Annotated in this window: 16 protein-coding genes and 1 riboswitch; of the genes, 14 read left to right on the top strand and 2 right to left on the bottom strand. The window is 37.2% G+C overall.

Annotated features, from left to right (window positions below; genetic code table 11):
- The first annotated feature begins 5 nt into the window (after positions 1–5).
- The 5 genes from G558_RS0101710 (at position 6) to G558_RS0101690 (ending at position 5,173) form a co-directional block, all read left to right on the top strand.
- Positions 6–1,043 (top strand): glycosyltransferase family 4 protein, encoded by a 1,038-nt coding sequence (locus tag G558_RS0101710; protein ID WP_028828624.1) that lies wholly within the window; start codon positions 6–8, stop codon positions 1,041–1,043.
- Positions 1,030–2,151, top strand: coding sequence for a non-hydrolyzing UDP-N-acetylglucosamine 2-epimerase (gene wecB / locus G558_RS0101705; protein WP_028828623.1), 1,122 nt, complete (start codon positions 1,030–1,032; stop codon positions 2,149–2,151). The genes G558_RS0101710 and wecB overlap by 14 nt, the downstream gene beginning before the upstream one ends.
- Before the next feature lie 164 nt (positions 2,152–2,315).
- Positions 2,316–2,966 (top strand): 3-oxoacid CoA-transferase subunit A, encoded by a 651-nt coding sequence (locus tag G558_RS0101700; RefSeq protein ID WP_028828622.1) that lies wholly within the window; start codon positions 2,316–2,318, stop codon positions 2,964–2,966.
- Between the two features lie 30 nt (positions 2,967–2,996).
- On the top strand, positions 2,997–3,644 hold the full coding sequence (locus G558_RS0101695) for a CoA transferase subunit B (protein ID WP_028828621.1): 648 nt from the start codon (positions 2,997–2,999) through the stop codon (positions 3,642–3,644).
- Positions 3,645–3,832: 188 nt separating this feature from the next.
- Positions 3,833–5,173, top strand: a complete 1,341-nt coding sequence (locus G558_RS0101690; RefSeq protein WP_036931367.1) for a D-serine ammonia-lyase — start codon at positions 3,833–3,835, stop codon at positions 5,171–5,173.
- Between the two features lie 96 nt (positions 5,174–5,269).
- Here G558_RS0101690 and clpB read toward each other — a convergent pair whose 3' ends face one another.
- Both clpB and G558_RS0101680 read right to left on the bottom strand, forming a co-directional pair.
- On the bottom strand, positions 5,270–7,864 hold the full coding sequence (gene clpB, locus G558_RS0101685; protein WP_028828619.1) for an ATP-dependent chaperone ClpB: 2,595 nt from the start codon (positions 7,862–7,864) through the stop codon (positions 5,270–5,272).
- Positions 7,865–7,894: 30 nt separating this feature from the next.
- On the bottom strand, positions 7,895–8,548 hold the full coding sequence (locus G558_RS0101680; RefSeq protein WP_028828618.1) for a hypothetical protein: 654 nt from the start codon (positions 8,546–8,548) through the stop codon (positions 7,895–7,897).
- Positions 8,549–8,787: 239 nt separating this feature from the next.
- Between G558_RS0101680 and uraA the strand changes: the two genes are divergently transcribed.
- From uraA to G558_RS0101635, 9 genes are all read left to right on the top strand, one after another.
- Complete coding sequence (gene uraA, locus G558_RS0101675; RefSeq protein WP_028828617.1) at positions 8,788–10,050, top strand: uracil permease; 1,263 nt, start codon at positions 8,788–8,790, stop codon at positions 10,048–10,050.
- Positions 10,051–10,218: 168 nt separating this feature from the next.
- On the top strand, positions 10,219–11,910 hold the full coding sequence (locus G558_RS0101670) for a GspE/PulE family protein (RefSeq protein WP_028828616.1): 1,692 nt from the start codon (positions 10,219–10,221) through the stop codon (positions 11,908–11,910).
- A gap of 30 nt (positions 11,911–11,940) precedes the next feature.
- Entirely contained in the window at positions 11,941–12,993 is a 1,053-nt protein-coding gene (locus G558_RS0101665; RefSeq protein WP_028828615.1) for a type IV pilus twitching motility protein PilT, read from the top strand.
- A gap of 54 nt (positions 12,994–13,047) precedes the next feature.
- Positions 13,048–13,130: riboswitch (cyclic di-GMP riboswitch) on the top strand.
- Positions 13,131–13,225: 95 nt separating this feature from the next.
- Entirely contained in the window at positions 13,226–13,693 is a 468-nt protein-coding gene (locus G558_RS0101660) for a prepilin-type N-terminal cleavage/methylation domain-containing protein (protein ID WP_028828614.1), read from the top strand.
- A gap of 105 nt (positions 13,694–13,798) precedes the next feature.
- Entirely contained in the window at positions 13,799–14,986 is a 1,188-nt protein-coding gene (locus tag G558_RS0101655) for a type II secretion system F family protein (protein WP_028828613.1), read from the top strand.
- A gap of 11 nt (positions 14,987–14,997) precedes the next feature.
- Positions 14,998–16,458, top strand: coding sequence for a hypothetical protein (locus tag G558_RS0101650; RefSeq protein WP_028828612.1), 1,461 nt, complete (start codon positions 14,998–15,000; stop codon positions 16,456–16,458).
- Positions 16,451–17,155 (top strand): hypothetical protein, encoded by a 705-nt coding sequence (locus G558_RS0101645; RefSeq protein ID WP_028828611.1) that lies wholly within the window; start codon positions 16,451–16,453, stop codon positions 17,153–17,155. The genes G558_RS0101650 and G558_RS0101645 overlap by 8 nt, the downstream gene beginning before the upstream one ends.
- 23 nt (positions 17,156–17,178) lie before the next feature.
- A complete protein-coding gene (locus G558_RS0101640; protein ID WP_028828610.1) occupies positions 17,179–17,949 on the top strand; it encodes a prepilin peptidase in 771 nt (256 codons plus the stop codon).
- Positions 17,950–18,036: 87 nt separating this feature from the next.
- Positions 18,037–25,743 carry a type IV pilin protein gene (locus G558_RS0101635; protein WP_028828609.1) on the top strand — a complete coding sequence of 2,569 codons (7,707 nt, stop codon included), beginning with the start codon at positions 18,037–18,039 and terminating at the stop codon, positions 25,741–25,743.
- Positions 25,744–25,780 lie beyond the last annotated feature (37 nt).

Here is a 25,780-nt window from a genome sequence, read left to right as displayed (position 1 = left end):
GTAAAATGACAAAACCAATTTTAGCTTTTATTGTGAGTGCGCTGGTGTGCTATTTTATAACACCCTTTGTTATAAACCTCGCATATAGGATAGGTGCAATAGATGTACCTAAGGACAATAGAAGAGTTCACAAAAAGCCTGTTCCAAGACTGGGAGGACTGGCTATATTTACAGGATTTGCTATATCGGCGATGATATTCATAAAGCCGACTCAGGCACTTCTTGCAATAATGCTTTCGAGTCTTATAATAGTATGCATGGGCATAGTTGACGACACTGCCCCTTTAAAGGCCAAGACAAAACTTCTAATACAGATACTTTGTGCAGGCATTGTGACATGGGCAGGCATCAGGATTAATTTCTTTACCAATCCCTTCCAGGCAGAGACACTGGTAGTTCTAAACATGCTAAGTATTCCAGTAACCATATTCTGGATAGTGGGGATAACCAACACAGTTAACCTCATAGATGGACTCGATGGACTGGCAGCGGGAATATCGGCCATAGCTGCGCTTACACTGACGGCTGTTGCACTTTTTTCAAAACAATACACCACAGCGACGCTTCTTATGTGCGTTGCAGGAGGGGCAGTTGGATTTCTTCCCCATAACTTCAATCCTGCTAAAATATTCATGGGAGACACCGGATCTTTGTTTTTAGGATTTATACTGTCTGTTGCAGCCGTTCAAGGAACCATCAAAGGAGCAACCGTGTTAGCAGTTGTTATTCCTATTTTTGCACTGGCAATCCCTATCCTCGATACTACCTTTGCCATAGTAAGGAGATATCTGGCCGGGAAACCTATAATGGAAGCAGACAAGGGCCATCTTCATCACAGGCTTCTTGCAAAAGGATTGAGTCAGAAAAAAACTGTAGTATTTCTTTATGCAATAGCAGCAACGCTTGGAGCAAGTTCACTTTTGATACTCAGATCTGATTATCTTGCAGCGGCACTTGTGATAACAGCAGATGCTCTGCTTATACTTTTTGGAGTCAAAAAACTAAAGATACTGGAGGACGTTAAGACAAATGAAAAAAATTAAAGTAGTAAGTATATTTGGGACAAGACCAGAAGCTATAAAGATGGCCCCTCTGGTTAAAGAACTTGAAAAAAGAAGTGACCTTATAGAAAGCAAAGTACTAATTACCGCTCAGCACAGAGAAATGCTGGATCAGGTACTTGAAATATTTGAAATAAAACCTGATTTTGATTTAAACCTTATGAAACATGGACAGACTATAACAGACATTACAAGTGGAGTGCTCAAAGGCGTCGAAGAAGTCTTGAGCGAATACAAACCAGATATAGTACTCGTACACGGGGATACCACGACAACTTTTTCTGCGGCACTTGCTGCATTTTATCAAAAAGTAACTGTAGGTCACGTAGAAGCGGGACTAAGGACAGGAAACATATACTCCCCATATCCAGAAGAAATGAACAGAATGCTGACAGGCAGACTTGCCACATGGCATTATGCGCCTACAACACTCAATAGAAACAATCTTCTTTTGGAAAACGTAAAAGACGAAAACATAATTATTACAGGAAATACAGTAATAGACGCTCTTTATTACGTGACAGACAAAGACTATGAATTTGAATCTGAAGAATTAAGAAATATAGATTTTGAAAATGAAAAAGTTATACTGCTGACGTGCCACAGAAGAGAAAACTGGGGAACACCTATGGAAAACATATTTACTGCAATAAAAACACTTGCATCAAAATATTCAGATTGCAAAATTATATTCCCCATGCACAAAAATCCGCTGGTAAGAGATACAGCAAAAAAAATCATGGGAGAATCTCCCAACATAATTCTTACAGAGCCACTTGAATACCAGCCCTTTGCAAAACTTATGAGCAAATCATATCTCATACTTACAGATTCTGGCGGTATACAAGAAGAAGCGCCAGGTCTTGGCAAGCCAGTTATAGTTTTGAGGACTGAGACTGAGCGCCCAGAAGCAGTAGAGGCGGGCACAGTAAAGATAGCCGGTACAGATACAGATACTATTATAGATATGGTAAGCGTTCTGATGGACAACAAAGAAGAATATGAAGCTATGTCAAAAGCAAACAATCCATATGGAGATGGAAAAGCTGCACAGAGAATAGTAGAAAATATAATAAAAGAATTTAGCTAAAATGCGGCTTCAGCTTATGATTTAACAAATCAAAAGCTGAAGTTTTTTTTATTTTGAAACGTTGGGTTTTAAGTGTAGACAAGAGCTGATTTAGATGATATTATATAGTTATAAAAATAACGTTAACGTTAACAAAATGAGAACATATAATGGAGGAAAAGCTTATGAAACAAAAAGTTGTAGAAATCAGTCAGGTTATGGATCTTTTAAAAGATGGAATGACAATTATGGTAGGGGGATTTCTTGCATGTGGAACTCCTGAAAAGCTAATCGATGCAGTTACTGAAAAAGGATTAAAAGATATTACTTTAATCTGCAATGATACTGGATTTGTAGACAAAGGTGTAGGCAAATGGGTTGTTAACAAGCAGATCAAACATGTTATTGCCTCACACGTAGGAACTAACAAAGAGACAGGCAACCAGATGAACTCAGGTGAGATGAAAGTTACTCTTGTCCCACAAGGAACACTGGCAGAGCAGGTAAGAGCAGGCGGAGCAGGATTAGGTGGAATACTTACTCAGACAGGACTGGGAACTATTGTAGAAGAAGGAAAGCAAAAGATTACAGTAGACGGTAAAGAATATCTTCTTGAAACTGCACTAAGAGCAGATGTAGCATTCATATTTGGAAACACAGTTGATAAAAAAGGAAATATAGTATACGAAAAAGCTGCTAGAAACTTTAATACAATGATGGCTATGGCAGCAGATACAGTAGTTGTTCAGGCAAACAAAATAGTCGAAGTTGGAGAACTGGACCCTAATATGGTAATGACACCGGGTGTTTGCGTAGATTATATAGTACAAGGATAAGTATACTAATAAATATAAGGAGAGTGCATAATGTCTAGAGAACTGATTGTAAAAAGAGTCGCAAAAGAATTGAAAGACGGAGACGTAGTAAACCTTGGAATAGGTATGCCAACACTGGTTGCAAACTATATTCCTGAAGATATGGACGTTACATTCCAGTCAGAAAACGGGTTTTTGGGATTAGGACCAGCGCCAGAGTGTGGCTGTGAAGACGAGTTTATAGTTAATGCAGGTGCTCAGCCTGTTACAATAAAACCAGGTGGAATGTTTTTTGATTCGGCTACATCCTTTGCTATAATAAGAGGTGGACATGTTGACGTTACAGTACTTGGAGCCCTTCAGGTAGACGAAGAAGGAAACCTTGCAAACTGGATGATACCAGGCAAGATGGTTCCAGGAATGGGCGGAGCAATGGACCTTGTAGCAGGAGCAAAAAGAGTTATCATAGCTATGGAGCATACTGCAAAGGGAGCACCAAAAATCCTTAAAAAATGCAACCTTCCACTTACTGGAAAACATCAGGTAAATACTATCATAACTGAGATGGGCGTGATGGAAGTTACAGAAAAAGGACTTGAGCTTCTTGAGATAGCAGAAGGCTACACAGTAGAAGATGTGCAGGCAGCAACTGAAGCAACACTTATTGTTTCAAAAGACCTTAAAACTATGGAAGCATAATAAAGAGATAAAAAATTGTAAAGGATAACATGTAAAATGCAGGAGGCGCTCTATTGCCTACTGCGTTTTTTTGCAGTAAATTCATTTGCTATAGATGAGATTCAGATATATAATGTAATTATAGCAATATTCAAATAATATCAAAATAATAACTTTGTAGAAATATGCAAATTAGAAAGAGGTAAATTATGAACGATGATATGAAGGCGATACTTCAAAAATATCCAAAGATGAATGATATGATAGCTCTTAAGGAAATATTTTGGACAAACAACCATTGCAAGACCTTTGATGAAGAAGCAGGACGTCTTTCTGTAGACAGCGAGGATATAAAAGATGCATCAGACAGACTTAAAAGATTTGCGCCATATCTTGCAAAGGTATTTCCAGAGACTGCAAAAGATGGGGGAATAATAGAATCACCTCTAAGAGACATACCAGATATGAAACAAGAGATGAGCAGGTACTTTTCATCTGAAATAAAAGGAAGAGTTATGCTCAAATGCGATAATGAGCTGAAAATATCAGGATCGATAAAAGCCAGAGGGGGCATATATGAAATCCTTAAACATGCAGAAGACCTTGCCATAAAAAATGGATTCCTCAGCTACGATGACAACTACGAAAAACTTGCAGATGACAAAATGAAAAAATTCTTTTCAAAATATGCTATAGCGGTGGGTTCTACTGGAAATCTGGGTCTGAGTATAGGGATAATGAGTGCAAAGCTGGGATTTAAGGTAACGGTGCACATGTCTGCGGATGCAAAGCAGTGGAAGAAAGATTTGCTTAGAAGCAAAGGCGTGGAAGTAGTTGAATATGAATCGGACTACAGCAAGGCAGTAGAAGAAGGAAGAAAACTATCAGACCTGGACCCTATGAGTTATTTTGTAGATGATGAAAACTCAGTAAATTTATTCATGGGCTATGCCGTTGCTGCACTTAGGCTTGAAAAGCAGCTTAAGGAAAAAGGAATAAATGTGAGCGCTGAAACACCGCTGTTTGTATATCTTCCATGTGGAGTTGGAGGAGGACCGGGTGGGGTGGCATTTGGCCTTAAGACTGTATTTAAGGAAAATGTTCACTTCTTCTTTGCAGAGCCGACTCATTCACCATGCATGACAATGGGATGTATGACATCGACTCACGACAAATATAGTGTTCAGGATTTTGGAATAGATAATATCACAAGTGCAGATGGGCTTGCAGTTGGAAGAGCTTCAGGATTTGTCGGAAAGACTCTTGAAAACCTTGTGAGTGGATGCTATACCGTAACGGATGAAAACCTCTTCAGGCTTTTGTATATGATGTCCGAGCAAGAACGTATTTATCTTGAGACATCAGCACTTGCAGGAGTTGCAGGGATATACAGGATGTTCACAGACAAAGAAGGTCATGAGTACCTTAAATCTGCAAAACTTGAGGGAAGAGAAGACTCTGTAGTTCACCTTGCATGGGCGACAGGGGGAAGCATGGTACCTTCAGAGATAATGAAAGAGTACTGCGAAACTGGGAAAAAACTGATATAAAAATAAATCTTAAAAAGGCCGTTGCTCAAAATTGAGCAGCAGCCTTTTTAAGTTAAAATAATGGTAGTATAAAATATTTTGGCGAGTTTAAATTTATCAGCGAACAAATAATTTTTCGCCGTCGGAATCAACTGTGATTTGTCCATCAGGTGAGATGCTTCCTTCAATTATCCTTCTTGCAACCATAGTCTCCAGTCTGCTTTGGATAAACCTTTTGAGTGGTCTTGCCCCATAGACCGGGTCATAACCATTGTCGGCAATAAATTTTTTCGCTTCATCCGTTACAGTCAGTAAAAGTTGCTGGTCGATGAGTCTTTTTTGAATTTTTCTTATCAGTATCTCCACGATTTTTACAATTTCAGGTTTTGTAAGTGGTTTGTAGAATACTATTTCATCTAGTCTGTTCAAAAATTCAGGCCTGAAAGAAGTCTTTAAAAGAGACATTACATGGTTTTCAGCTTCTTCTGTAATATTACCATTAGAATCTATGCCATCGAGCAAATACTCTGAACCTAGATTAGAGGTCAGTATTATGATGGTGTTTTTAAAATCTACAGTTTTCCCTTGAGAGTCTGTTATTCTTCCGTCGTCTAAGACTTGAAGAAGGATATTAAATACATCGCTGTGAGCTTTTTCTATCTCGTCAAATAAAACAACGCTGTAAGGCTTTCTTCTTACGGCCTCGGTAAGCTGACCACCTTCTTCATAGCCTACATATCCAGGAGGCGCTCCAACAAGCCTTGATACATTGAATTTTTCCGTGTATTCAGACATATCTATTCTTACTATATTGTCTTCATCGTCAAATAGGTTTTCTGCTAGAGCTTTTGCAAGTTCTGTTTTACCTACTCCAGTAGGACCAAGGAAAAGAAAGGACCCTATTGGTTTGTCTGGATCTGATATTCCGGCGCGAGACCTTATTATTGCCTCACATACTTTATCCACGGCCTGGTCCTGACCTATGATGCGCTCATGAAGAATATCATCTAGGTGAAGTATTTTAGTTCTTTCACCTTCGAGTAATTTTGTAACAGGAATACCTGTCCACCTTGCTATAATCTTTGCAATCTCATCTTCTGTAACTCTGTCTCTTAGTAGAGTGTTTTTTGTTGATTTTTCACTTTCGATTTCTGCTTTTTCAAGTGCACTTATTGCCTGAGGGAGTTTTCCGTATTTAAGTTCGGCAAGTTTTTCAAGGTCATATGCTCTTTCTGCAGCTTCTATCTGGGCATTTATGTTTCCTATTTCTTCTTTAAGTTTTTGTACTGAGCTTATGCTGTCTTTTTCATTTTCCCATCTTGCTTTCATCTCATTAAAATCTTCTCTTAGTTCGGCAAGCTCTTTATGAGTATGAGCAAGGCGTTCGATGGAAAGTTTATCAGATTCTTTTTTCAGTGCGGCTTCTTCTATTTCAAGCTGCATTATCTTTCTGGAAATCTCATCAAGCTCGGTAGGCATGGAATCTATTTCCGTTCTTATCATGGCGCACGCTTCATCTACAAGGTCTATGGCCTTGTCAGGAAGGAATCTGTCGCTTATATATCTGTGAGAAAGGGTGGCTGCGCTTATGAGGGCACTGTCGGCGATGGAAACACCATGAAACACTTCATATCTTTCTTTTAGACCACGAAGTATGGTTATAGTGTCTTCTACGCTTGGTTCATCGGCAATAACAGGTTGGAATCTTCGTTCAAGGGCTGCGTCCTTTTCAATATATTTTCTGTATTCATCAAGAGTAGTGGCCCCTATACAGTGAAGCTCTCCCCTTGCCAGCATAGGTTTGAGAAGGTTTCCTGCATCCATTGCTCCTTCAGTTTTTCCAGCGCCTACTATATTGTGGAGCTCATCTATGAAAAGGATAACGCGTCCTTCGCTTTCTTTTACTTCATTTAATACGGCTTTGAGTCTTTCTTCAAATTCTCCTCTAAATTTTGCCCCTGCAATGAGTGATCCCATATCAAGAGAAAAAATAGTCTTGTCTTTAAGTCCCTCAGGCACGTCGCCTTTGAGTATTCTGATTGCAAGCCCTTCGACAATGGCAGTTTTTCCTACTCCAGGTTCCCCAATAAGCACGGGATTATTTTTTGTCTTTCTTGAAAGAATCCTTATTACATTTCTTATTTCATCATCACGTCCAATTACAGGATCGAGTTTTTGCATTCTGGCTCTTTCCACAAGATCATATCCATATTTGGAAAGCGCTTCATACGTTTCTTCGGGGTTGTCGCTTACGACTTTGCTGCTGCTCCTTACCGATTTAAGGGCCTCGAGAAACTTGATTTTTTCAATTCCAGTCTTTTCAAAAATTTCTTTTATCTGTTGACTTTTGATCTCAAAAAAAGCCAGCATTATATGTTCAACAGACACATATTCATCTTTGAATGCACTGGACTGTTTTTCTGCTTCTAAGAGAATTTTTTCAACAGTTGAAGAAACATACACCTTTCCTTGTTCTCTTCCAGGACCTGATACGGAAGGGATTTTTGCAATGAAATTTTCTGCAGTCTTAAGCGTAAAATCAAGATTGAGACCCATCTTTTCAATAAGACGTGGGATGAGGCCACCCTCTTGTGTCAGCAGAGAAAATAGAAGATGCTCTGCTTCAACTTGCATGTTGTTTCTTTGGATGGCTTCAGCCTGGGCATTCATTATAGCTTGCGTCGATTTTTGTGTAAATTTTTGTGTATTCATTTGTACTCCTCCTTAGTTTTAACTACTTATCTAAATAAAAAGGATAGAATTATTAAGCTGATCCAGATATAATGCTTCAAGTTCAACCAATGTCATTTCGGGATTTCTTATATATAGTTTTAAAATGTGGTCATACATGCCGATGTAATAACTTATGGCTTCGCTTACAACTTCGTTTTCACATTTGCCTTCAGGCATCATAAGCTCTCTTTCAAAGCGGTTTTGATCCACCTTGTACGAGATAATACCCTTGTTAAATTTAGAATGGATATGCTTTTTTTCAAGATCAATCCAGAATCCGAAAAAAGTATCCAGATACCCGGTAAGGATTTCACTTTGAGTTCGAAACTGTATCTTCAAAGAGCCCATACAAACATCCATGCTTTTATAGAGCTCCAGTGTGTACTTTACGGTAGGCTTGTATTTGTAATCAAGTGAGCTTTTTATAAAGAGCATAGAATCAGAAGAAAGCTCCTGGATTACAAAGCGATTCATATCTCTCATGGATGCAGTTATAAGCTCAAAGACTTCTTTAATATGCATCTCTGGCGTATAAAGCGAAAGGTGCTCTGCGATTATATGATTTATAAGATTAGATCTGTTTGTATTTTTAATACAGGCGAGCCTGTCTATTTCATCGATTATATTTTTTGAAAGCATGAGACTGTACATAGTTTTTTTCATTATATCACCTCTTGTAAATATCGTAATATAATTTATATAAATTGTCAACATATTTATGTATTTTAATTTACAAATTACAATTTATAAAAAAGGAAAAGGGGAAAATCGAACAAAAACAAGAGTGTGCCTGGAGCAAGGTTCGGGATATGAGGTGAAATAGCTGAAATTTCACAATAAGTATTGTATTTAGAGCTAATTTCCGTTAAAATGATTTGAGATAAATAAAAAAGGAGGAACATATGTCAACGAAAAGAATAATTCAAGTTGAAGAAAAAGTACCGTTTAGTATGTTATTGCCACTGAGTCTTCAGCACACTTTTGCAATGTTTGGGGCATCAGTGCTGGTTCCAATTCTGTTTGGAATAAACCCGGGAATAGTGTTGCTGATGAACGGATTAGGTACATTACTGTTTATATTTGTAACAAAGGGGAAGGCACCTGCATATCTGGGATCCAGTTTCGCATTTATTGGACCTGCAAGTATAATTATTGCAAACCAGGGATTTGAATACGCGCAGGGGGCATTTGTTACGACAGGGGCGCTTGGATGTATTCTTGCATATATAATTTATAAGTTTGGTATAAAGTGGATAGACATAGTTCTTCCTCCCGCAGCGATGGGGCCAGTAGTAGCACTTATAGGTTTGGAACTTGCTGGACTTACCGTGGCAGGTGGGGCTATAGGAGCTAATATAATGGTTGAAAATTCAAGCACACAGGATTTGACTGTGTTTCTTGTGACTCTTGGAGTTGCAGTGTTTGGATCAGTTATGTTCAAAAAGTTTTTTGCAATTATACCTATACTTATTTCTATAGTAGCTGGTTATGCAACAGCTATGTTTTTTGGAATGGTAGACTTTACGCCTGTAAGAGAAGCAGCCTTGTTTACAATGCCACTGTTTCAGTTTCCAAAATTCAGTTTTAACGCAGGACTTACCATGCTGCCTGTGTTACTTGTAATTACATCAGAACACATAAGTCACCAGGTTGTGACAAGTAATATAATAGGAAGAGATCTTCTAAAAGATCCAGGCCTTCACAGAAGTATATTTGCAGATAACTTTTCAACTATGCTTTCAGGCTTTGTTGGAGGAGTGCCAACTACGACTTATGGAGAAAACATTGGAGTTATGGCAATTACTGGAGTATACAGTGTACGAGTTATAGCTGGGGCCGCAATATTATCTATCTGTATGGCATTTGTTGGGCCACTTGCAGCTATAATACAGACTATCCCTGGAAACGTAATAGGGGGAGTAACCTTTCTTCTTTATGGAATGATAGGAGCTTCGGGAATCAGACTGCTTGTTGATTCAAAAGTAGATTACAGTCAGTCAAAAAATCTCATACTCTCATCTGTAGTATTTACAGCAGGGCTTAGCGGTCTTACAATAAACCTTGGCTCAGTCCAGCTTAGAGGTATGGTACTTGCGAGTGTGGTAGCGGTATTTATAAGCCTTTCGTTCTATATTATAGAAAAACTGGGATTGATGAATCAATAAATAGAAATAAAGAAGTCAGATACTTATATATCTGGCTTTTTTATTTCTAAATCTTTTTGTTTAGCTAAACAAAAACCATTGACTTTGTGCACTATAACAAGTAATATTAGATAAATACTTTTTAACGAATTAAACACAAAATATATACTGAGAATTGGAGATCTTGTAATGGAAAATAAATTAAGACTTGGGGATATTTTGGTTGAGCAAGGCTACATATCAGAGCATCAGGTAATGCAGGCATTAGATATACAAAAAAGTGATAAATCAAAACGACTTGGTGAAATCCTTCTTGAGTTAAATATGATTACAGAAGATCAACTGCTCAAATCACTTTCAAAAAGACTTGACATTGCCATCATAAATTTTAATAATTTTCCAGTTGATATAGAGGCGGTAGAACTTATTCCAAAAGCCCTGTGCCTGAAATACAAGATAATAGCCATAAGCAAAAATGCCTACGAGGTTACGGTTGCGGTAAATGATCCACTGGATTTTTATTCAATAGAAGACGTAAAGTCAATAATAAATCATCAGTGCAATATAGTAATGGCAAAAAAAGCGGATATAATAGAAAATATACATAGAAAGTATTCGGAAATAGATGCAAGAAAGGCAGCCAAGGCTGCCAATAGCTCAGTTGTAAACAGAGTTAATGAGATAGAAAATGTAGAGGACTTTGAGATACACGGAAATGATGAGCTTATGCCTATCATAAACTTGGTAAACTCGGTTATTCTCAAGGGGTATGCAGAAGGGGCTTCGGATATACATTTTGAACCTTTCGAAAAACATCTCATTATAAGGCTGAGAGTAGATGGACAACTTGTCGACTACCTTGACTTAGAATCAGGGATAGCTGGGTCCATAACTGCCAGAATCAAGATACTATCAGACCTTGACATAGCAGAAAAAAGACTTCCGCAAGACGGTCACTTTAAACTGAGAATAGGCGGAGAGGATGTCAATATAAGGGTATCTACAATTCCAACTGTATATGGCGAAAAATTGGTACTAAGATTTCTTTCTCAAGTTGCCAAACTCGATTATCCAGGGCAGTTTGGAATGAATGATGAAAATTACAAAAAAATATCTAAAATTTTAGCAATACCTTATGGCATAATATATATAACAGGACCTACTGGGAGCGGGAAAACCACTACCTTGTATATGATTATTGAAAAAATGGCGGACAAGCTTATTAATATAAGTACAATAGAAGACCCCGTTGAGCGAAACTTGGCTAAAATAAACCAGATACAGGTAAACAATCTGGCTGGGCTTACTTTTGAGTCAGGACTAAGGTCACTCTTAAGGCAGGATCCAGATGTAATCCTCGTAGGAGAAACAAGAGATGAGCAGACAGCGGCCATAGCAGTAAGTGCTGCAATTACAGGTCACCTTGTAATGTCAACTATCCATACTAATGACGCCGTAAGCACCATAGTAAGGCTGATAGACATGGGAATAGAGAGTTATATGATAGCAAACTCTCTTGCAGGAGTAGTTGCGCAAAGACTTGTGAAGAAAATATGTCCGCATTGCAAATATGAAAAAGAGCCGACAGAAATAGAAAAAAGCATTATTCCTGGAGCCAAAACATTATACGAAGGACGAGGATGCCACAACTGTAATGACACAGGCTACAAAGGCAGGATAGCGGTTCACGAAATCCTTGAAATTGACAATGAGATAAGAAAAATGATATCAAACAAAAGTCAGTCAGACGAAATCTATGAATATGTAAGAACCAACAACAAGCTTAAATTTATAAAAGACGACATAATAGATCTTATACTTGAAGGCGTAACTACTGTAGAAGAACTGCTCAGACAAACATCACTTACCCTGGGAATGTAGACAAAGAACTTAAATATCAAAGGGGGAAATATGTCAAAAATTAATGATATAATCGAGTATGCCAGAAAAAGCAGATGCTCAGACGTTCATCTTACAGCAAAGCTTCCACCTGTATTTAGAACAAATGGAGAGATAATTGTAAGTGACCTGAGCTTTACAAAACCTGAAATAGAAGAAATAATACTATCCATGCTCGATGAAAAGCAATTGGAAAAAGTAAATAATACGCAAGACATAGATTTTTGCTATACTCTGCCAAACGGCATGAGGCAAAGAGTAAATGTATATCATCAAAATAAGGAGCTGTGCAGCGCTATAAGGATATTAAACGATGAGATTCCAACCTTTGAAAGTCTGGGACTCCCGTCTGTAATCCAAAAGCTTTCAGAAGAGCCGAGAGGACTAATCCTCGTGACCGGCCCTACAGGAAGCGGGAAATCAACGACGCTGGCAGCTATGATAGACTATATAAATCGCACCCGCAGATGCCACATACTGACTGCCGAAGATCCGATAGAGTATTTGCATACACACAAGAATTCAATAGTTCACCAAAGAGAAGTAGGAGTTGATGTGGATTCATTTGCAGGAGCGCTAAGGAGCGCCCTAAGAGAAGACCCTGACGTCATACTAGTAGGAGAGATGAGAGACCTTGAGACCATATCAGCAGCCATAACCGCAGCTGAAACAGGACATCTTGTACTGTCTACTCTTCATACGACAGGTGCAGCAAGCACTATAGACCGCATAATAGATGTGTTTCCATCACATAGCCAGAGCCAGATAAGGACCCAGCTTTCCTCAGTGTTAAAGGGAGTAGTAACCCAGCAACTTCTGCCACTTGCAGACGGAAGCGGTAGAACCCCGGCATTTGAAATAATGGTTGGCACCGATGCTGTACTGAGTCTGATAAGAGAAAACAAATGCCATCAGATAAATTCTTCGCTCCAGACAGGAGCCAAAGAAGGAATGTGTTCTCTAAATGCAGACCTGGCAAAACTGGTAAAGCAAAACAAAGTAACTATGGACGAAGCACTAAAAAAAGCCAGCGACAAAAATGAATTCTTTCAGATGTTAGGCTAAAATCAAAACGATATACGTAAGCTAAGCTTATTATATAAAGCAGGTCTCAATTGAGCCTGCAACCCGCAAATCAGGTGAAAACCTGTTACGCAAAGCTATAGGGTCTAAAGCGAAAGCCATGACAGCCAGTTGCCGTAAGTATTTACGACTATATCACAAAATAAAAGGGCGAGTTATCTTGTGAATTGTAAATGAAATTATTAATTTTACGGAAAAAGAGGGGAATAGACTAATGAAAAACTTAAAAAACAATTTAAAGAAAAACAAAAAAGGTTTCACGCTTGTAGAGATCATCGTAGTACTTGTAATCCTTGCAGTACTTGCAGCAGCATCGATACCAACTATGATAGGATTTGTTGAGGATGCAAAAGGCAAGTCTGAGATAGCAAATGCTAGAGCGGCTTATGTTGCAGCGCAGTCCGTTGTTACAGAAGAAACTGCGACAGGTGATGCGACAAAAGCTGGTTCGGAGACGATAGCGCTAAAAACTCTATATACAATTGGAACAGGAACTCCGGAATCTAAACTTGCTACGAAATTCGAAAAGATGGTAGGCAAGGATTTGAATGGAGCAAAAGTTACAATTACTGATACAGCTACTGCAGATGGGAAAATTGACAAACTTGTATATGTAGCTGCATCTGGATATACGGTTACAATTAATGTAGGTGGAGAGACAATTGTAGCTAAAACAGCATAATTAAACTAAAAGCATAACCTAAAAAGCGACATTCGCCCATGTCACTTTTTTTGTAATATCAAAAACAGCAATCATACAATATGTAATAATACAAATGGAGGCATTATGCCAAAATATAAATATTCGGGAGTTAACTCGAAAAACAAGGCGGTAAAGGGAAAGCTCAGCGCAAAGACCGAGAATGAAGCCTACAAACTGCTTAAAGAAGATGGGATTACAGCCTACAATATAAATATACTTAAAGAAATCAATAAAAATAAATATAAACTTAAAGCGCCTCAGCTGTGTGAGTTTTCAAGGCAGGTCGGTACCATGCTTGGAGCGGGGGTTTCCATAATGAAGACCATGTCTATGCTCAGAGACAGTGAAGTTAACAAGAAGGTAAAAAAAGTCTACGAGGAACTCTGCATCACCATAAACAAGGGTAATACGCTTTCTACCGCTATGGAAAGATGCGATGGAGCTTTTCCTGAGATGATTATAAACATATTTAAATCAGGAGAAGAAAGCGGAAAACTCGACAGATCTGCCTTCAAAATGGCGGATTATTATGAGCGCAATCATAAGCTGAACACCAAGGTAAAAAATGCGATGACATACCCTACGGTACTTTTTGTCGTTACAATCATCGTAGTAATAATAGTATTTACCGTTATACTTCCTCAGTTTTTCGAACTTTTTGAAGGAATAGAAATACCGCTTATAACCAGAATAATGATAGGTATAAGCCAGGCGCTTCGAGACTATGGTATATTCATAGGACTTGCATTTTTCTTACTTGGGGTAATGTTTGTAAGACTTTACAAGGTCGATAAGGTAAGGATGGCAATTGATCACCAGAAGGTAAAAATGAAAAAAATAGGAAAGCTGCTTTCCATAATATATACGGCGCGCTTTTCAAGGACGCTAAGTTCGCTTTACAGCAGCGGTCTGGTACTTTTAGATGCAGTAAACTTTAGTGCAAAAGTCACGGGAAACAGGTATATAGAAGCTCAATTCCCCGAGATGATTTCCAAGATTAAAGCAGGGAACCCGCTTTCGTTTGCCATAGAGTCTGTAGAAGGTTTTGATCCAAAACTTACTGCGGTAATATATATAGGTGAAGAAACCGGAAAACTCGATGAGATGCTTAACTCTATAGCAGATTCCTTTGACCATGATGCCGATGCCGCAACAACAAGGCTGCTTACACTGATTGAACCGATAATGATAGTTTCCATGGCAGTTATAGTAGGGGGCATTATGCTGTCTGTAATGTTACCAATACTCACAATGTACAATAATATAGGATAAGGGGAAGCTATATGCAAAATATAATCTATATAAACAATGATGCTATACAAATCGTCAGCGCTGTGCACGATGGAAATTTCAACATAAAAAACCATATAAACGTAAAACTCAGCAGAGGAAGCATTATAAACGGAACGATATTAAACAAAGAAGAGATACAAAGGCATCTTTTAGAGCACAAGGAATATCTCAAGGATGCGACCGTACTTATCGACAGCAGCGGAATACTCGCAAAAAAGCTTGAACTTCCAACGCTTAACAAGAAACAGATACAAGAAGTCCTTAAGTATGAACTGGGAGTGCAGGATGTAAAAGACGAATATATTTATGACGTAAATGTAATAAGTGGAAAAGAGGGCGCTTCGGTGCTCGGGTGTGCAGTGCCCAAAAGCCTTATTGAGAGTTACCTTAATATGTTTAAGGAAATAGATGTCAAGATATCAAGAATAGACATTGTCACAAATGCCATTACAAAATTTGTTAACTCACAAAAAGATTTGTGCAACAGTTCATTTATTTTAAATATAATAGCAGGAGAAAATCTTATTTCTTTTCTCTTTGAAAACGGGAAATATAAACTTTCAAATAGAAACAGGCTTATGAGCAATCCGCAGAGCGAAGAATATATAAATGAGATTTTTTCAAAATTATCATCAATGCTTCAATTCAGTAAGTCCCAAAAATCTGCATATGAAATAAAAGCCAGTTATTATATTGGGCTGGGAAAAGAAAAAACTGAAAAACTGAAAACATATACACAAAGATATGAATCAGGTACGAGGATAGAAGAGATGTTGCTTGCACCAAATCAAGATGCAGAAACAAATGCTGCTCTATTTCATCCGCTGGCAGGAATTTTCAAAGGTAAGCAGGATATAAATCTGGTCGAAGCCTACAAACAGGCTACTCAAGTGCAAAAAATATCCAGCGGTTCGATTGTTAAACTGTCTGTTATTGCATTTCTTGTGGCAGCGACGCTCACAGGGTATGTTTTTATGAGCGTCAATATAAAAAACCTTAACAATCAGATAGAGACGGCGACAGCTTATCTGGAGGATCCTGTCACTGTAAATAAATTAAATGAAGCACAAATGCTTCAGGCAAAAAATGTTCATCTGAACAATATAATTACACAGGCAGAGCTTTCGGAAAAAGATCTGGAAAACTATAAAGTTTTAGACAAAAGAGATATAGATAACGTATTTTCAATTGCAGGCACCAAAGTTTCACTGGGGACCATGTCATATGATTCTACAGAAAAGACTATAAGCCTTACGGGAACTACGAAAAGTGAGCTTGATTGCTCTGAGTTTGTTACTAATCTTTACAAAATAGGTCTGTTCAGCAATGTAACCTATAAGGGCTACAGCGCCTCAGCAATCCAGACCGATGTAAACTCGGGGACAAATTTAGGTATGGGCTATTCCTTTACTGCTGTAGCAACTTTGAAAGCGGGTGAAATCAATGGATAAAGGCAAAACTAAGAAAATACAGAAACCCAAAATGATACAAACGCAGCTTTCAGATAGAGAAAAAAGTCTCCTGTATCTGCTCGCTATAATGCTTGTTTTAATTGTTGGTGGAAAATATATCATAATTCCAACATATGAAAAAATGGCAGAACTTAAGGTTCAAAGCGAAGAAATTCAGATAAAAGAAGTTGATGTAAGAGCAACTATAGCAAGCCTTGAAGCTTCAAAACTTGAAACTGAAAGACTTATGGCGCAAATAGGTAAAAATCCAAAAAACATAAGCACTTTTTTAAATGATGAGGGAGTAGACAACCTTATTACCAAACTTTGTATAGAAAATAAACTAAAACCTGTAGCGCTTGCTATAGAAAGTGCGCCATACGATAAAATTGATTTGGAAAAAATTCCAGGAGCGCCAACAGCAGAAGGTGAAGTTGCAGCAGGAGAAGCTACAGCTGTAGAAACAGCGGCAGTAGAACCGGCAGAACTAATTTATACCAGATCAGCAGAGGTCAATCTAATGCTTAAGGGAAGCAAGCAGAGCATGTTCGGTTTCATAGACAACATAAACAGCGTTCCTTATCTTCTTGTAGAAGGTTTTACAAGTTCATTTACAAGCTCAACAGGTGATGCGCCAGGAGAGCAGACTCACAGCGTGAAAATAAAGATAAATATGATTAATACAGAATTTAAATAGATTTTTTAACACGGGAGAATAAAATGGTGGTTTTTATAAATGTATTGCTGTATTTTATAATATTTGTGTACGGAGCCTGCATAGGGAGTTTTTTAAACGTTATAATATACAGAGTTCCAAATGAGATATCAATCGCAAAAGGTAGGTCGTATTGCCCTAAATGCAACAAACAAATCAAAAATTACGATCTCATACCTGTAGTGAGCTACCTGGTTCTTGGGGCAAAATGTAGAAACTGCAGATCCAAAATATCAATCAGGTATCCACTGGTAGAGATATTTACAGGACTGATTGCATTGAGTATATTTATGGCAAAAGGTTTTACGATGATATCAGTGTGTATATTTATTGTATCAGCAATTCTGATTGCTATAACGATGATTGACTTTGATACTATGACCATACCAAACGGACTCGTAATTACGCTCATACCTCTAGCTATATGCATGACTTTCATCCAAAGCGACATCAGTGTTTTATCCAGAATAATCGGTTTTTTTGCAGCAAGCTTGCCCATGATTCTGTTAAATCAGCTGGTAGCAGACAGTTTTGGAGGAGGCGATGTAAAGCTTATAGCCGTATGCGGGTTTATGCTCGGCTGGGCCAACACATTGCTTGCAATGTTTATAGCAATACTTATTGGAGGATTGTATGCAGTATATCTCCTTGTGAGCGGAAAAAGCAAACGAGGAGCGCATATAGCGTTTGGGCCTTATATATGTATAGGCGTTTATGCAGCCCTACTCTATGGCAATGAAATCATAAAGATATATCTGGGAATATTTGGATTATAGTAAAATCAAATCAAAGACAGGCAGTAGACAATAGATAAAAATACTTTTGTATTGGGGCAATTTATTATTTAATCGAGGGGTAAACATATGCGTAAACATAGAAATAAAGATAAGGGATTCACTTTAATAGAAATAATGGTGACAACTACTATTATTGCTATGCTTGCAGCATTTGCAATACCAACCTTTATAGGTTATATCGAAAGCGGTAACCAGACCAAGAGAATGAATATAGCAAAAACAATATATATTTCAGCTCAGGATCAGTTAACAGAAAAAAAGATAAACAATACTTTAGAAGATTTTTCGATGACCTCTGCGGAGGCGGACGTAAAATTTGGTAAAGATTCAACCTTTGTAAAACCTTCGGAATTTGCAAGCAAAGTTTCTGCTGAGGTTAATTCAGTACCAATTTTACCTACAGTCATGCCTGAAGGTGAAAAAGCAAATATTGTTTATATAAGTAAGCCCCAGGGCCTTGATTCGGGAAAAGTATATGATTTTCTGGACAGCGTTATCCAAGATAAAAGCGTCCTAAACAATGCTATTTTAATAGAATACAATAAGACCACAGGCTTTGTGCTGTCAGTTTTTTACAGCGAAGAAGAAAGCCTGGACTTTACATATGAAAAACCAGAAGCAGATAATATATCCAAATATATGAGTGTAAACGGAGGGAGACCATACTCATTTGCTGATGAAAGAAGACAGGGATATTGCGGAATAGAAGAAACTGGAATGCTTCCACCGAGTAATGAAAGTGTAATTATAAATATAAGAGATGGAAAAAATACTCCGCTTGATACGATTAGTTCTGATGGTAAAGTTGTTGAATATGAAAATGTACTCTATGCCGAGGCGTTGATACCAGATAAACTGCTGACAGAAGATGAAGAATTTAAATTTCAAGTACTTTCTGATAAGGGAGAAGTTTTAAAAACTAAGGCACTTGAGGATTATGAAACAGAATCATTATCAATAAAAAAACTTGAAAGCACTCTAATACCAAATGTCATATTGACAAAAAATGCATTCAATAAAGATGGAATAAGTTACTCTAAAGTCATATGGGTTTTGGACTATGTTAATGGCAACATGCTAGATCAAAGCAGTAGCATAGGGCTAAAAATAGACCCACAAAATATAAGAGCGGGAATAGTGGGCACGGGCATAGACGCAAAGTCTCTGTCTATTCAGCATTCGCATTTTTCACATGAAATTAAAACTACAGATTATATAAAATCAGCACGTCATCTTAATAACGTAAGATACAAACTGGGTGGAGATTTCCGTCAGCTGAATGATATTGATATGGGAAGCAGTACTGAAACAAAAATTACTAATTTCTTGCCGATTGGAACTAAGGACACACCTTTTAAGGGAAAATATTTTGGAAGAAATGATAAAGGAACTTACGCTATAAACAATCTAATCATTGATGTGAGCAAAATAGCGTCATTTGATAACGTGGGTTTATTTGGAGCAGTACAAGGGTCAACCCCACTTGACTGGCCAAAGGGTGTAATAACAGGACTCAGTATTATGAATCCATCAGTTAAAGGGCACAATAATGTAGGTGTACTTGCTGGTTCAAATAGCGGACAGGTTTCTATGATTACTGTGCAAAATAACAATCTAATAACCACGGACAAACCTATGGTTCAAGGTTCAGGGAGCAGTATAGGTGGGATAATTGGAGAAAACAGTGGAGTATTATCCAAACTTAATCTAATAAATAAGAATGAGGATAGAGCGACTCTGGTAAAAGGAACTGGCTATTATGTTGGAGGAATTGTTGGCAGCAGCAGCGGTAAAATAAGTGATGTAGTAGTTCTTTCAGCATCATCAGAAGCAGTAGCAATATCTGATGTTTCAAATCATACACACACAGGTGGTATTGCAGGTCAAAGCTCTGCTAATATGGATAGAGTTATGTATCTTGCTGTTGCACCTAAGTTTGGAGCAAGTGGCAGCGAAAAAATAGCGCCGATTGCAGGTGTAAATTCAGGGACTGTAAAGGACGCAGTATATCTTTCAGGAGAGGCGATAAGGCCAACTCCTATAACTGCTCCGTCGGACAATTCCTACAATATTCTTGAGTCAAACATCGGAACACCGGAGTCTACTAAAACTATTTATCAGAATGAATTGTGGAGTGGCTGGGAAAACACAAAAGGAATAACAAATACTTTAGACAAATCGTTTTTAGTAGAATATCCATATCCATATAATTTTGAATTGCCGTACAAGGATTCTGATATTACAAAAAATTGGCCAGTTGTAGACGAAAATGGTGGCGTTGCAAGCTTAGCATATTATGAACTTTATTCAGATAACACATGGGGATACTCAAATAGTACTAAGGAGCCAATTCGTACTTCTGAATCATTAGAAAAAGACGGGAAAGACATAACTGTAATAAATGATGGTTATTGTCTGGAATATTTCAAGACGAATGCCCGATATGAAGTTAATGTAGGTGTGCGCACATTAACAAGTAGCGATTGGAAATGGAATGACAACATAATAAATCACACTCAAAATTTAAGTCCCGTGGGATTTACTAAAGAGATAGACGGTAAAGTAAAGCCTTATGTGAGATTGTTCCTAAATAATTCTATACTAGAAAGTCAAGCAAATGGGGCATCTGTTATGGATATAACGCTTATAAAGGGGAGCACCGAGATACTTAAAACATCATTCAATCCGCTTTTTGCACCAACGGTTGCTGAAGGAGGATACAATGTTCGTTCTCCTCGTCAGCTTGACAATGTAGACAATGCCGATGATAAGAATTTTGTGCAACCGATAAATATAGATTTTGGAATTTATGAAAAATCAGACAGCGAACTTACAATTGACAAAAAAGCTAAGATATATGCGAGAGAATTAGCGAGTGTAAATTATGTTAAAAAAGAATATGTTTTGGATTCAAAGACAAGAATATCTAAAAATGAGTCAATTGTTAAAGGTAAACAAAAAAATGGAAACAGCTCTAATTTTTCTGATGGACCGTTTAGCGGTAGTTATGATGGAAATAAAAAATATATAAAAAATGTCAGAGTTTATGGCGAAAATTCAGCAAAAAATATAGGCCTTTTTTCTGAAATAAGCGGAAAGGTTCAAAATGTAATTCTTCTTGAGTCATATTTTGAAGGGAAGCAGTATTTAGGAGGTATTGCAAGTACAGTCTCCGAAGGAGGCTTAATATCAAATTGCCAGCTTTCAAATGTTGTAATTAAAAATAATGACACAGGATCTGGAAAATCAATGGGTGGAGTTGTTGGGGAAAATAACGGAACTATTGAAAATGTATATTTCAACTCAACTTATCGTGAAGCAGGAATATATTCATCTCCAATTATTGTAGCTAAAAGCAATACTAATGGCGTGGGAGGGATTGTAGGAACCAACAAAGGCATGATTAGTAATGCTTATACTACGGCGGTGGGCCCAAACGCTAGACCAACAATAGGAACTGGAAACAAAAATAATGAAACTAATATTTATTATCTTAAAGGTAATGGGTATAATGACGCTTCCGATGCTTCTCAAGGAGTTGGTATGACATCTGGAGAATTAGCCAAGGCTATTGGTATTGAGGCTGGGAAATTGGACCCAGAAATATGGGAGAGTGCTACAATTGTTAATACAAAAGAGACTGTAGTTTTAAAGGGGCAGGCATATCCTTTTCCAAAGCTTATAGGAATGAATCACTATTTCGACTGGCCAGTTCTAACAAATTCACTTAAATATTACGAAAAATATTCAAATGGTAAATTTGGTTATTTCTATTATATTGACAAAAATACAAGAGCAGATTCGCTTGAGTACAACCCTGACTTGACCGTTGTAGAAGAAGGATATCTTGTTGAACTGATGTCAAGTGGAAAATATTATTTGAGGTTTGATAGTGATGAAAATAAGGTAATAGACAAATTCACTGAAGTCTATGATAATAGAAATGTAATAAAACTCAAGCCTAGTGAAGTAGAAGAATTAATTGATACGACAAAGTTTACTGAAGGTGGGGTAAATCCTGTAAAAATAGAGGTATCGTCATCTTCGGATGCTGGAATTAATGGCTTTGCAAACATTTTGTCTGGTATAGATACTGGCGAAAATATATATTTTAATCCATTATTTGCAAAGCAGATTTTTATAGCAAGTACACCTTTGCCTCAAAAAACACTGGAGCTTCGTTCTCCGAGGCAAGTACTCAATGTTAAACAGGAAACCGGCAATGAAACATCTACAAGCACGAGTAAAAATAATGAAAATAATTATTACAAGGTTAAACCTTCAAGACAAAATAAGATTTATCTAAATCAAATATCAACTAAGTTTCCTTATGGAAATTCAGAGGACAGTCCAGTAAGAGGCCCTTCAACTTTCAAATTTGAAGATAGTTACAATGACAGTACTTCGTATTATGGAAAAAGAGATTTTGATTATAAAATAGTGCCTGCTTATAACGTTAGTGAAATCTTATCTACAGATATAACAGTTGATTCAAATGGTAAGGAGACGGTTACTGAAGTTACTGAAAACTTTAAGGTTGAAACAGAAATTCACAGATATGAAATTAAAAAATTATCAAAAAATGTTGCTAAAAAAGATAGCTCATACTGGGAACTTATTTCCGAAACAGAATATAGAACTAACGTAATAAAAATTACAACTGTTACTAAATATGAATCAAAACCAGTTAAGTATAATTTAAAACAAACTATAAATATAAATTTTGGTGGAGCAGACGGAAAAACTGTAATCGATGGCATGCCGATTTATAACTGGGAAACTGGTTATAACGACAATAAAGCCAAAATTCCAAACAACATCATTTCAGAGCTCATAAGTGACTATGACGCAGGAGTATATTATAATGATGGTAAATATTATGGCGATGAACCAAATTCGATTCCAGTAACTGGATCAGATGAAAGATCAAAAAGAAACCGTATATATAACCTTGTTATGAATGTTAAAAGTCAGGGATCCACTGCTCCATATGCTTTAAACACAGGAGGAGCTTTTGGAACTGTAAAAAAAGGAACTACTGTAAAAAATATTGAATTTGTAGATCCGCAGATCAGATATGATAAAAATGGCCGAGGTGGAGGAATAGTAACAAATACCAACCTTGGGATAATTGATAATGTTCAGGTATACAACGAATACAAACATAGCTTATTTGCAGACGAAAACGGCAGTACTGGTTCTACATTTTGTTACAGTTTGAAGGAAAAGGAAAATACCAAAGAAAGTGACAATGAACTTAATGGGTATGGACACAACCATGGTGGAATTGCAGGGCAGAGTGCTGGTCCAGATTCTAAAATCACAAATTGTATAGTAGGAACAAATTCAAATAATATAAAAGGCATAACAGAAGATCAAAAGACTACAATTGAATGCCATCAGGATAAAGGTTATGATGGCGAATGGGCTACGAACCGTATTGGCGGAATAGTTGGTTTTGTGTATGGGAAATCAAAAATAATAGCGTGCACGAATATTGCAAAAATAGACGCATGGTACAATTCGGCAGATAAAACTAATATGGGTTCACCGTATGCTGTCGGAGGAATTGCGGGGGCTGTGGGTTTAAGAGATAATACACCTCAGGTGTCATATCTGAAGGGATACAATAAGCCATCTCCTGGAGATATAACTGAGCATATAATAGGTTGCTATAATTCTGGAAGTATAAAACTTGTTAATGGTTGGGTCGCAGGAATAGTAGGTTATCCCGCTACTGGTTCTCAGATTATAAGCTGTTATAACACGGGAAGAATAAATATAGAGAGAAACAGTTCTGGAGAATTAGTGCAGACAAGTTTTTCGGGTACTCAGCCAATTCGTATAGGAGGGATTGCCGGAGAAACAGATGGAACATCTATTAAAAATTGCTATAATGTAGGTTATCTTTCTGGTAATGTTACTTCAGCTTTAAACTCAGCTGCTGGAGCTATAATGGCACTGCCGGCTTATAGCAATACAATTCTTGAAAATTCATACTCACTTGCAGCTGATAAATATAGGCCGGTTGCTATAGTAGGGAAACTATGGGATGTAAAAGCCAAAGTAAATGGATATAGTAAGCTTAAAGAGCTTGAAGATAATTTCCAGACTTGGGAGTCCAGGGCAAATTTAAGAAACAATAAAGAATTAACAAGCGAGAAATATCTTAGCCTTTTCCCTGCTTTGGATGATAGTTACCGTGTCTATAAAGTTGGAGATGCTAAAAATTACCCAGTATTTACATCGAGTCCGGATAGTTTTTACATCTACCCACAGTTGACATTGTTTAATTATTCGGGTGTTAATTACAAGAATCCTCATATAACGCCTTGGGAATATATTGATTCAGAATATGATGCTACACTTATCTATTATGAAAAATATAATGACGGCAAACTTGGCTATTATAACATCGATATTAATGGCAATGCTCAAGATAATCTTTTAACTGATAAGCTTGTGGTTGAAGATGGTTATTGTGTCGATATTGGTAAGAAAGGAATATATAGAATTCTAATTAATGACAAAACATTTTATTTAGATGCTGAGCCTATAAGTGGAGATGATGGGATAAGCCGTATATATATAACTGAGGATATGCTTAGTGAGGCAAATGGTGGCTTGGGTTATAATAAAATAAGAGTGCACACTATGTTATCGGAAGATACAAAAAATTCATCCCAAAATTTGAAAAACCAAGAAGATAACAAACTAAATCGACTGATTGGATGCAATACTTATGATGGAGCTACATCTGGTAGAGACATTTACTTTGATTCAATGTTTCCAAAAGAAATAAAGTACGATGATATAAATATTGACAAATCAACACTCAAATTAGTAAAAGAAGCTTATTATATACGTTCTCCAAGACATCTGGATAATATTTCAAGACTTACACAGGCAGTAGTATTGGGTGGGAGTACTGAAAACAGGACAATTGGAAGGGATTTCATACAAGAGCTTGATCTTGATTTTGCAAATTATGTAACTACTTCAAAATCTTTCGCAACAATATCAGATTCTGTAGTTCGCGGCGAATTTGCAGGGAGTTACGATGGCAACAAAAGGTCAATTTCAGGTCTGGATATAACTGGAAACGAAAGTTCGAATGTAGGCTTATTCCAGAGCATTATAAAAGGATCAACTGTAGAAAATCTGAGAATATTAAATCCAATCTATAATGGTACTGGAACGAATGGAATACTAAACATAGGAGCCATTGCAGCAGAAAACAGTGGTACAATCCAAAATGTTGCAGTGGAAACACCGGTTATAAATGGTGGTTTGGTTTCGGGTATCACTAAAAATGCAGGAGGAATATCAGGAACTAACAGCGGAAGCATAAAAAATGTTTACATTATTTCTATAAATGAGGAATCTCCAATTAAAGCTAGCGGAGAGAAAACTAATATAGGTGGGATAACTGGGATTAACAGTGGTGAAATAGATAAAGTATTGTATCTGGCCGTAGCTCCTTCTGAAGATTCAAAAATATACCCAATAGTTGCAGTTAATAAAGTCAAAGAAAATATAAAAAACAGTATCACCGATGCGTATTTCTTATCTGGAGATTCCTACAACGTTGTGACAGGGACCGATACTGTTGGTATAGCAAAATCTACTTCATTATTTAGTGAAGAATTTGCGAGTGATTCCATACCTTTTAAAATAATAAACTGGTATGAATGGTCTGCGGCTGTAAATCCATACCCTTACCCATTCATTACGGGAATAAGACCTCCACAAACATTCCCGACTGCAGAATAGTTAAAATGTAAAACTAGAAAATGAAAACTTAAAAATC

The organism is Proteocatella sphenisci DSM 23131, from assembly GCF_000423525.1.
In the GTDB taxonomy this organism is placed as follows: domain Bacteria; phylum Bacillota; class Clostridia; order Peptostreptococcales; family Filifactoraceae; genus Proteocatella; species Proteocatella sphenisci.
Note: the sequence above shows the minus strand (reverse complement) of the source record. Positions and strands in the feature narration are given on the sequence as shown.

Bases quoted from the DNA above. Each gene is read 5' to 3' on its own strand.
- G558_RS0101700 (WP_028828622.1), top strand. From the start codon at position 2,316: ATGAAACAAAAAGTTGTAGAAATCAGTCAGGTTATGGATCTTTTAAAA.
- G558_RS0101645 (WP_028828611.1), top strand. From the start codon at position 16,451: ATGGATAAAGGCAAAACTAAGAAAATACAGAAACCCAAAATGATACAA.
- G558_RS0101680 (WP_028828618.1), bottom strand. From the start codon at position 8,548: ATGAAAAAAACTATGTACAGTCTCATGCTTTCAAAAAATATAATCGAT.
- G558_RS0101690 (WP_036931367.1), top strand. From the start codon at position 3,833: ATGAACGATGATATGAAGGCGATACTTCAAAAATATCCAAAGATGAAT.
- G558_RS0101640 (WP_028828610.1), top strand. From the start codon at position 17,179: ATGGTGGTTTTTATAAATGTATTGCTGTATTTTATAATATTTGTGTAC.
- G558_RS0101660 (WP_028828614.1), top strand. From the start codon at position 13,226: ATGAAAAACTTAAAAAACAATTTAAAGAAAAACAAAAAAGGTTTCACG.
- G558_RS0101665 (WP_028828615.1), top strand. From the start codon at position 11,941: ATGTCAAAAATTAATGATATAATCGAGTATGCCAGAAAAAGCAGATGC.
- G558_RS0101710 (WP_028828624.1), top strand. From the start codon at position 6: ATGACAAAACCAATTTTAGCTTTTATTGTGAGTGCGCTGGTGTGCTAT.
- G558_RS0101655 (WP_028828613.1), top strand. From the start codon at position 13,799: ATGCCAAAATATAAATATTCGGGAGTTAACTCGAAAAACAAGGCGGTA.
- clpB (WP_028828619.1), bottom strand. From the start codon at position 7,864: ATGAATACACAAAAATTTACACAAAAATCGACGCAAGCTATAATGAAT.
- G558_RS0101635 (WP_028828609.1), top strand. From the start codon at position 18,037: ATGCGTAAACATAGAAATAAAGATAAGGGATTCACTTTAATAGAAATA.
- wecB (WP_028828623.1), top strand. From the start codon at position 1,030: ATGAAAAAAATTAAAGTAGTAAGTATATTTGGGACAAGACCAGAAGCT.
- uraA (WP_028828617.1), top strand. From the start codon at position 8,788: ATGTCAACGAAAAGAATAATTCAAGTTGAAGAAAAAGTACCGTTTAGT.
- G558_RS0101650 (WP_028828612.1), top strand. From the start codon at position 14,998: ATGCAAAATATAATCTATATAAACAATGATGCTATACAAATCGTCAGC.
- G558_RS0101695 (WP_028828621.1), top strand. From the start codon at position 2,997: ATGTCTAGAGAACTGATTGTAAAAAGAGTCGCAAAAGAATTGAAAGAC.
- G558_RS0101670 (WP_028828616.1), top strand. From the start codon at position 10,219: ATGGAAAATAAATTAAGACTTGGGGATATTTTGGTTGAGCAAGGCTAC.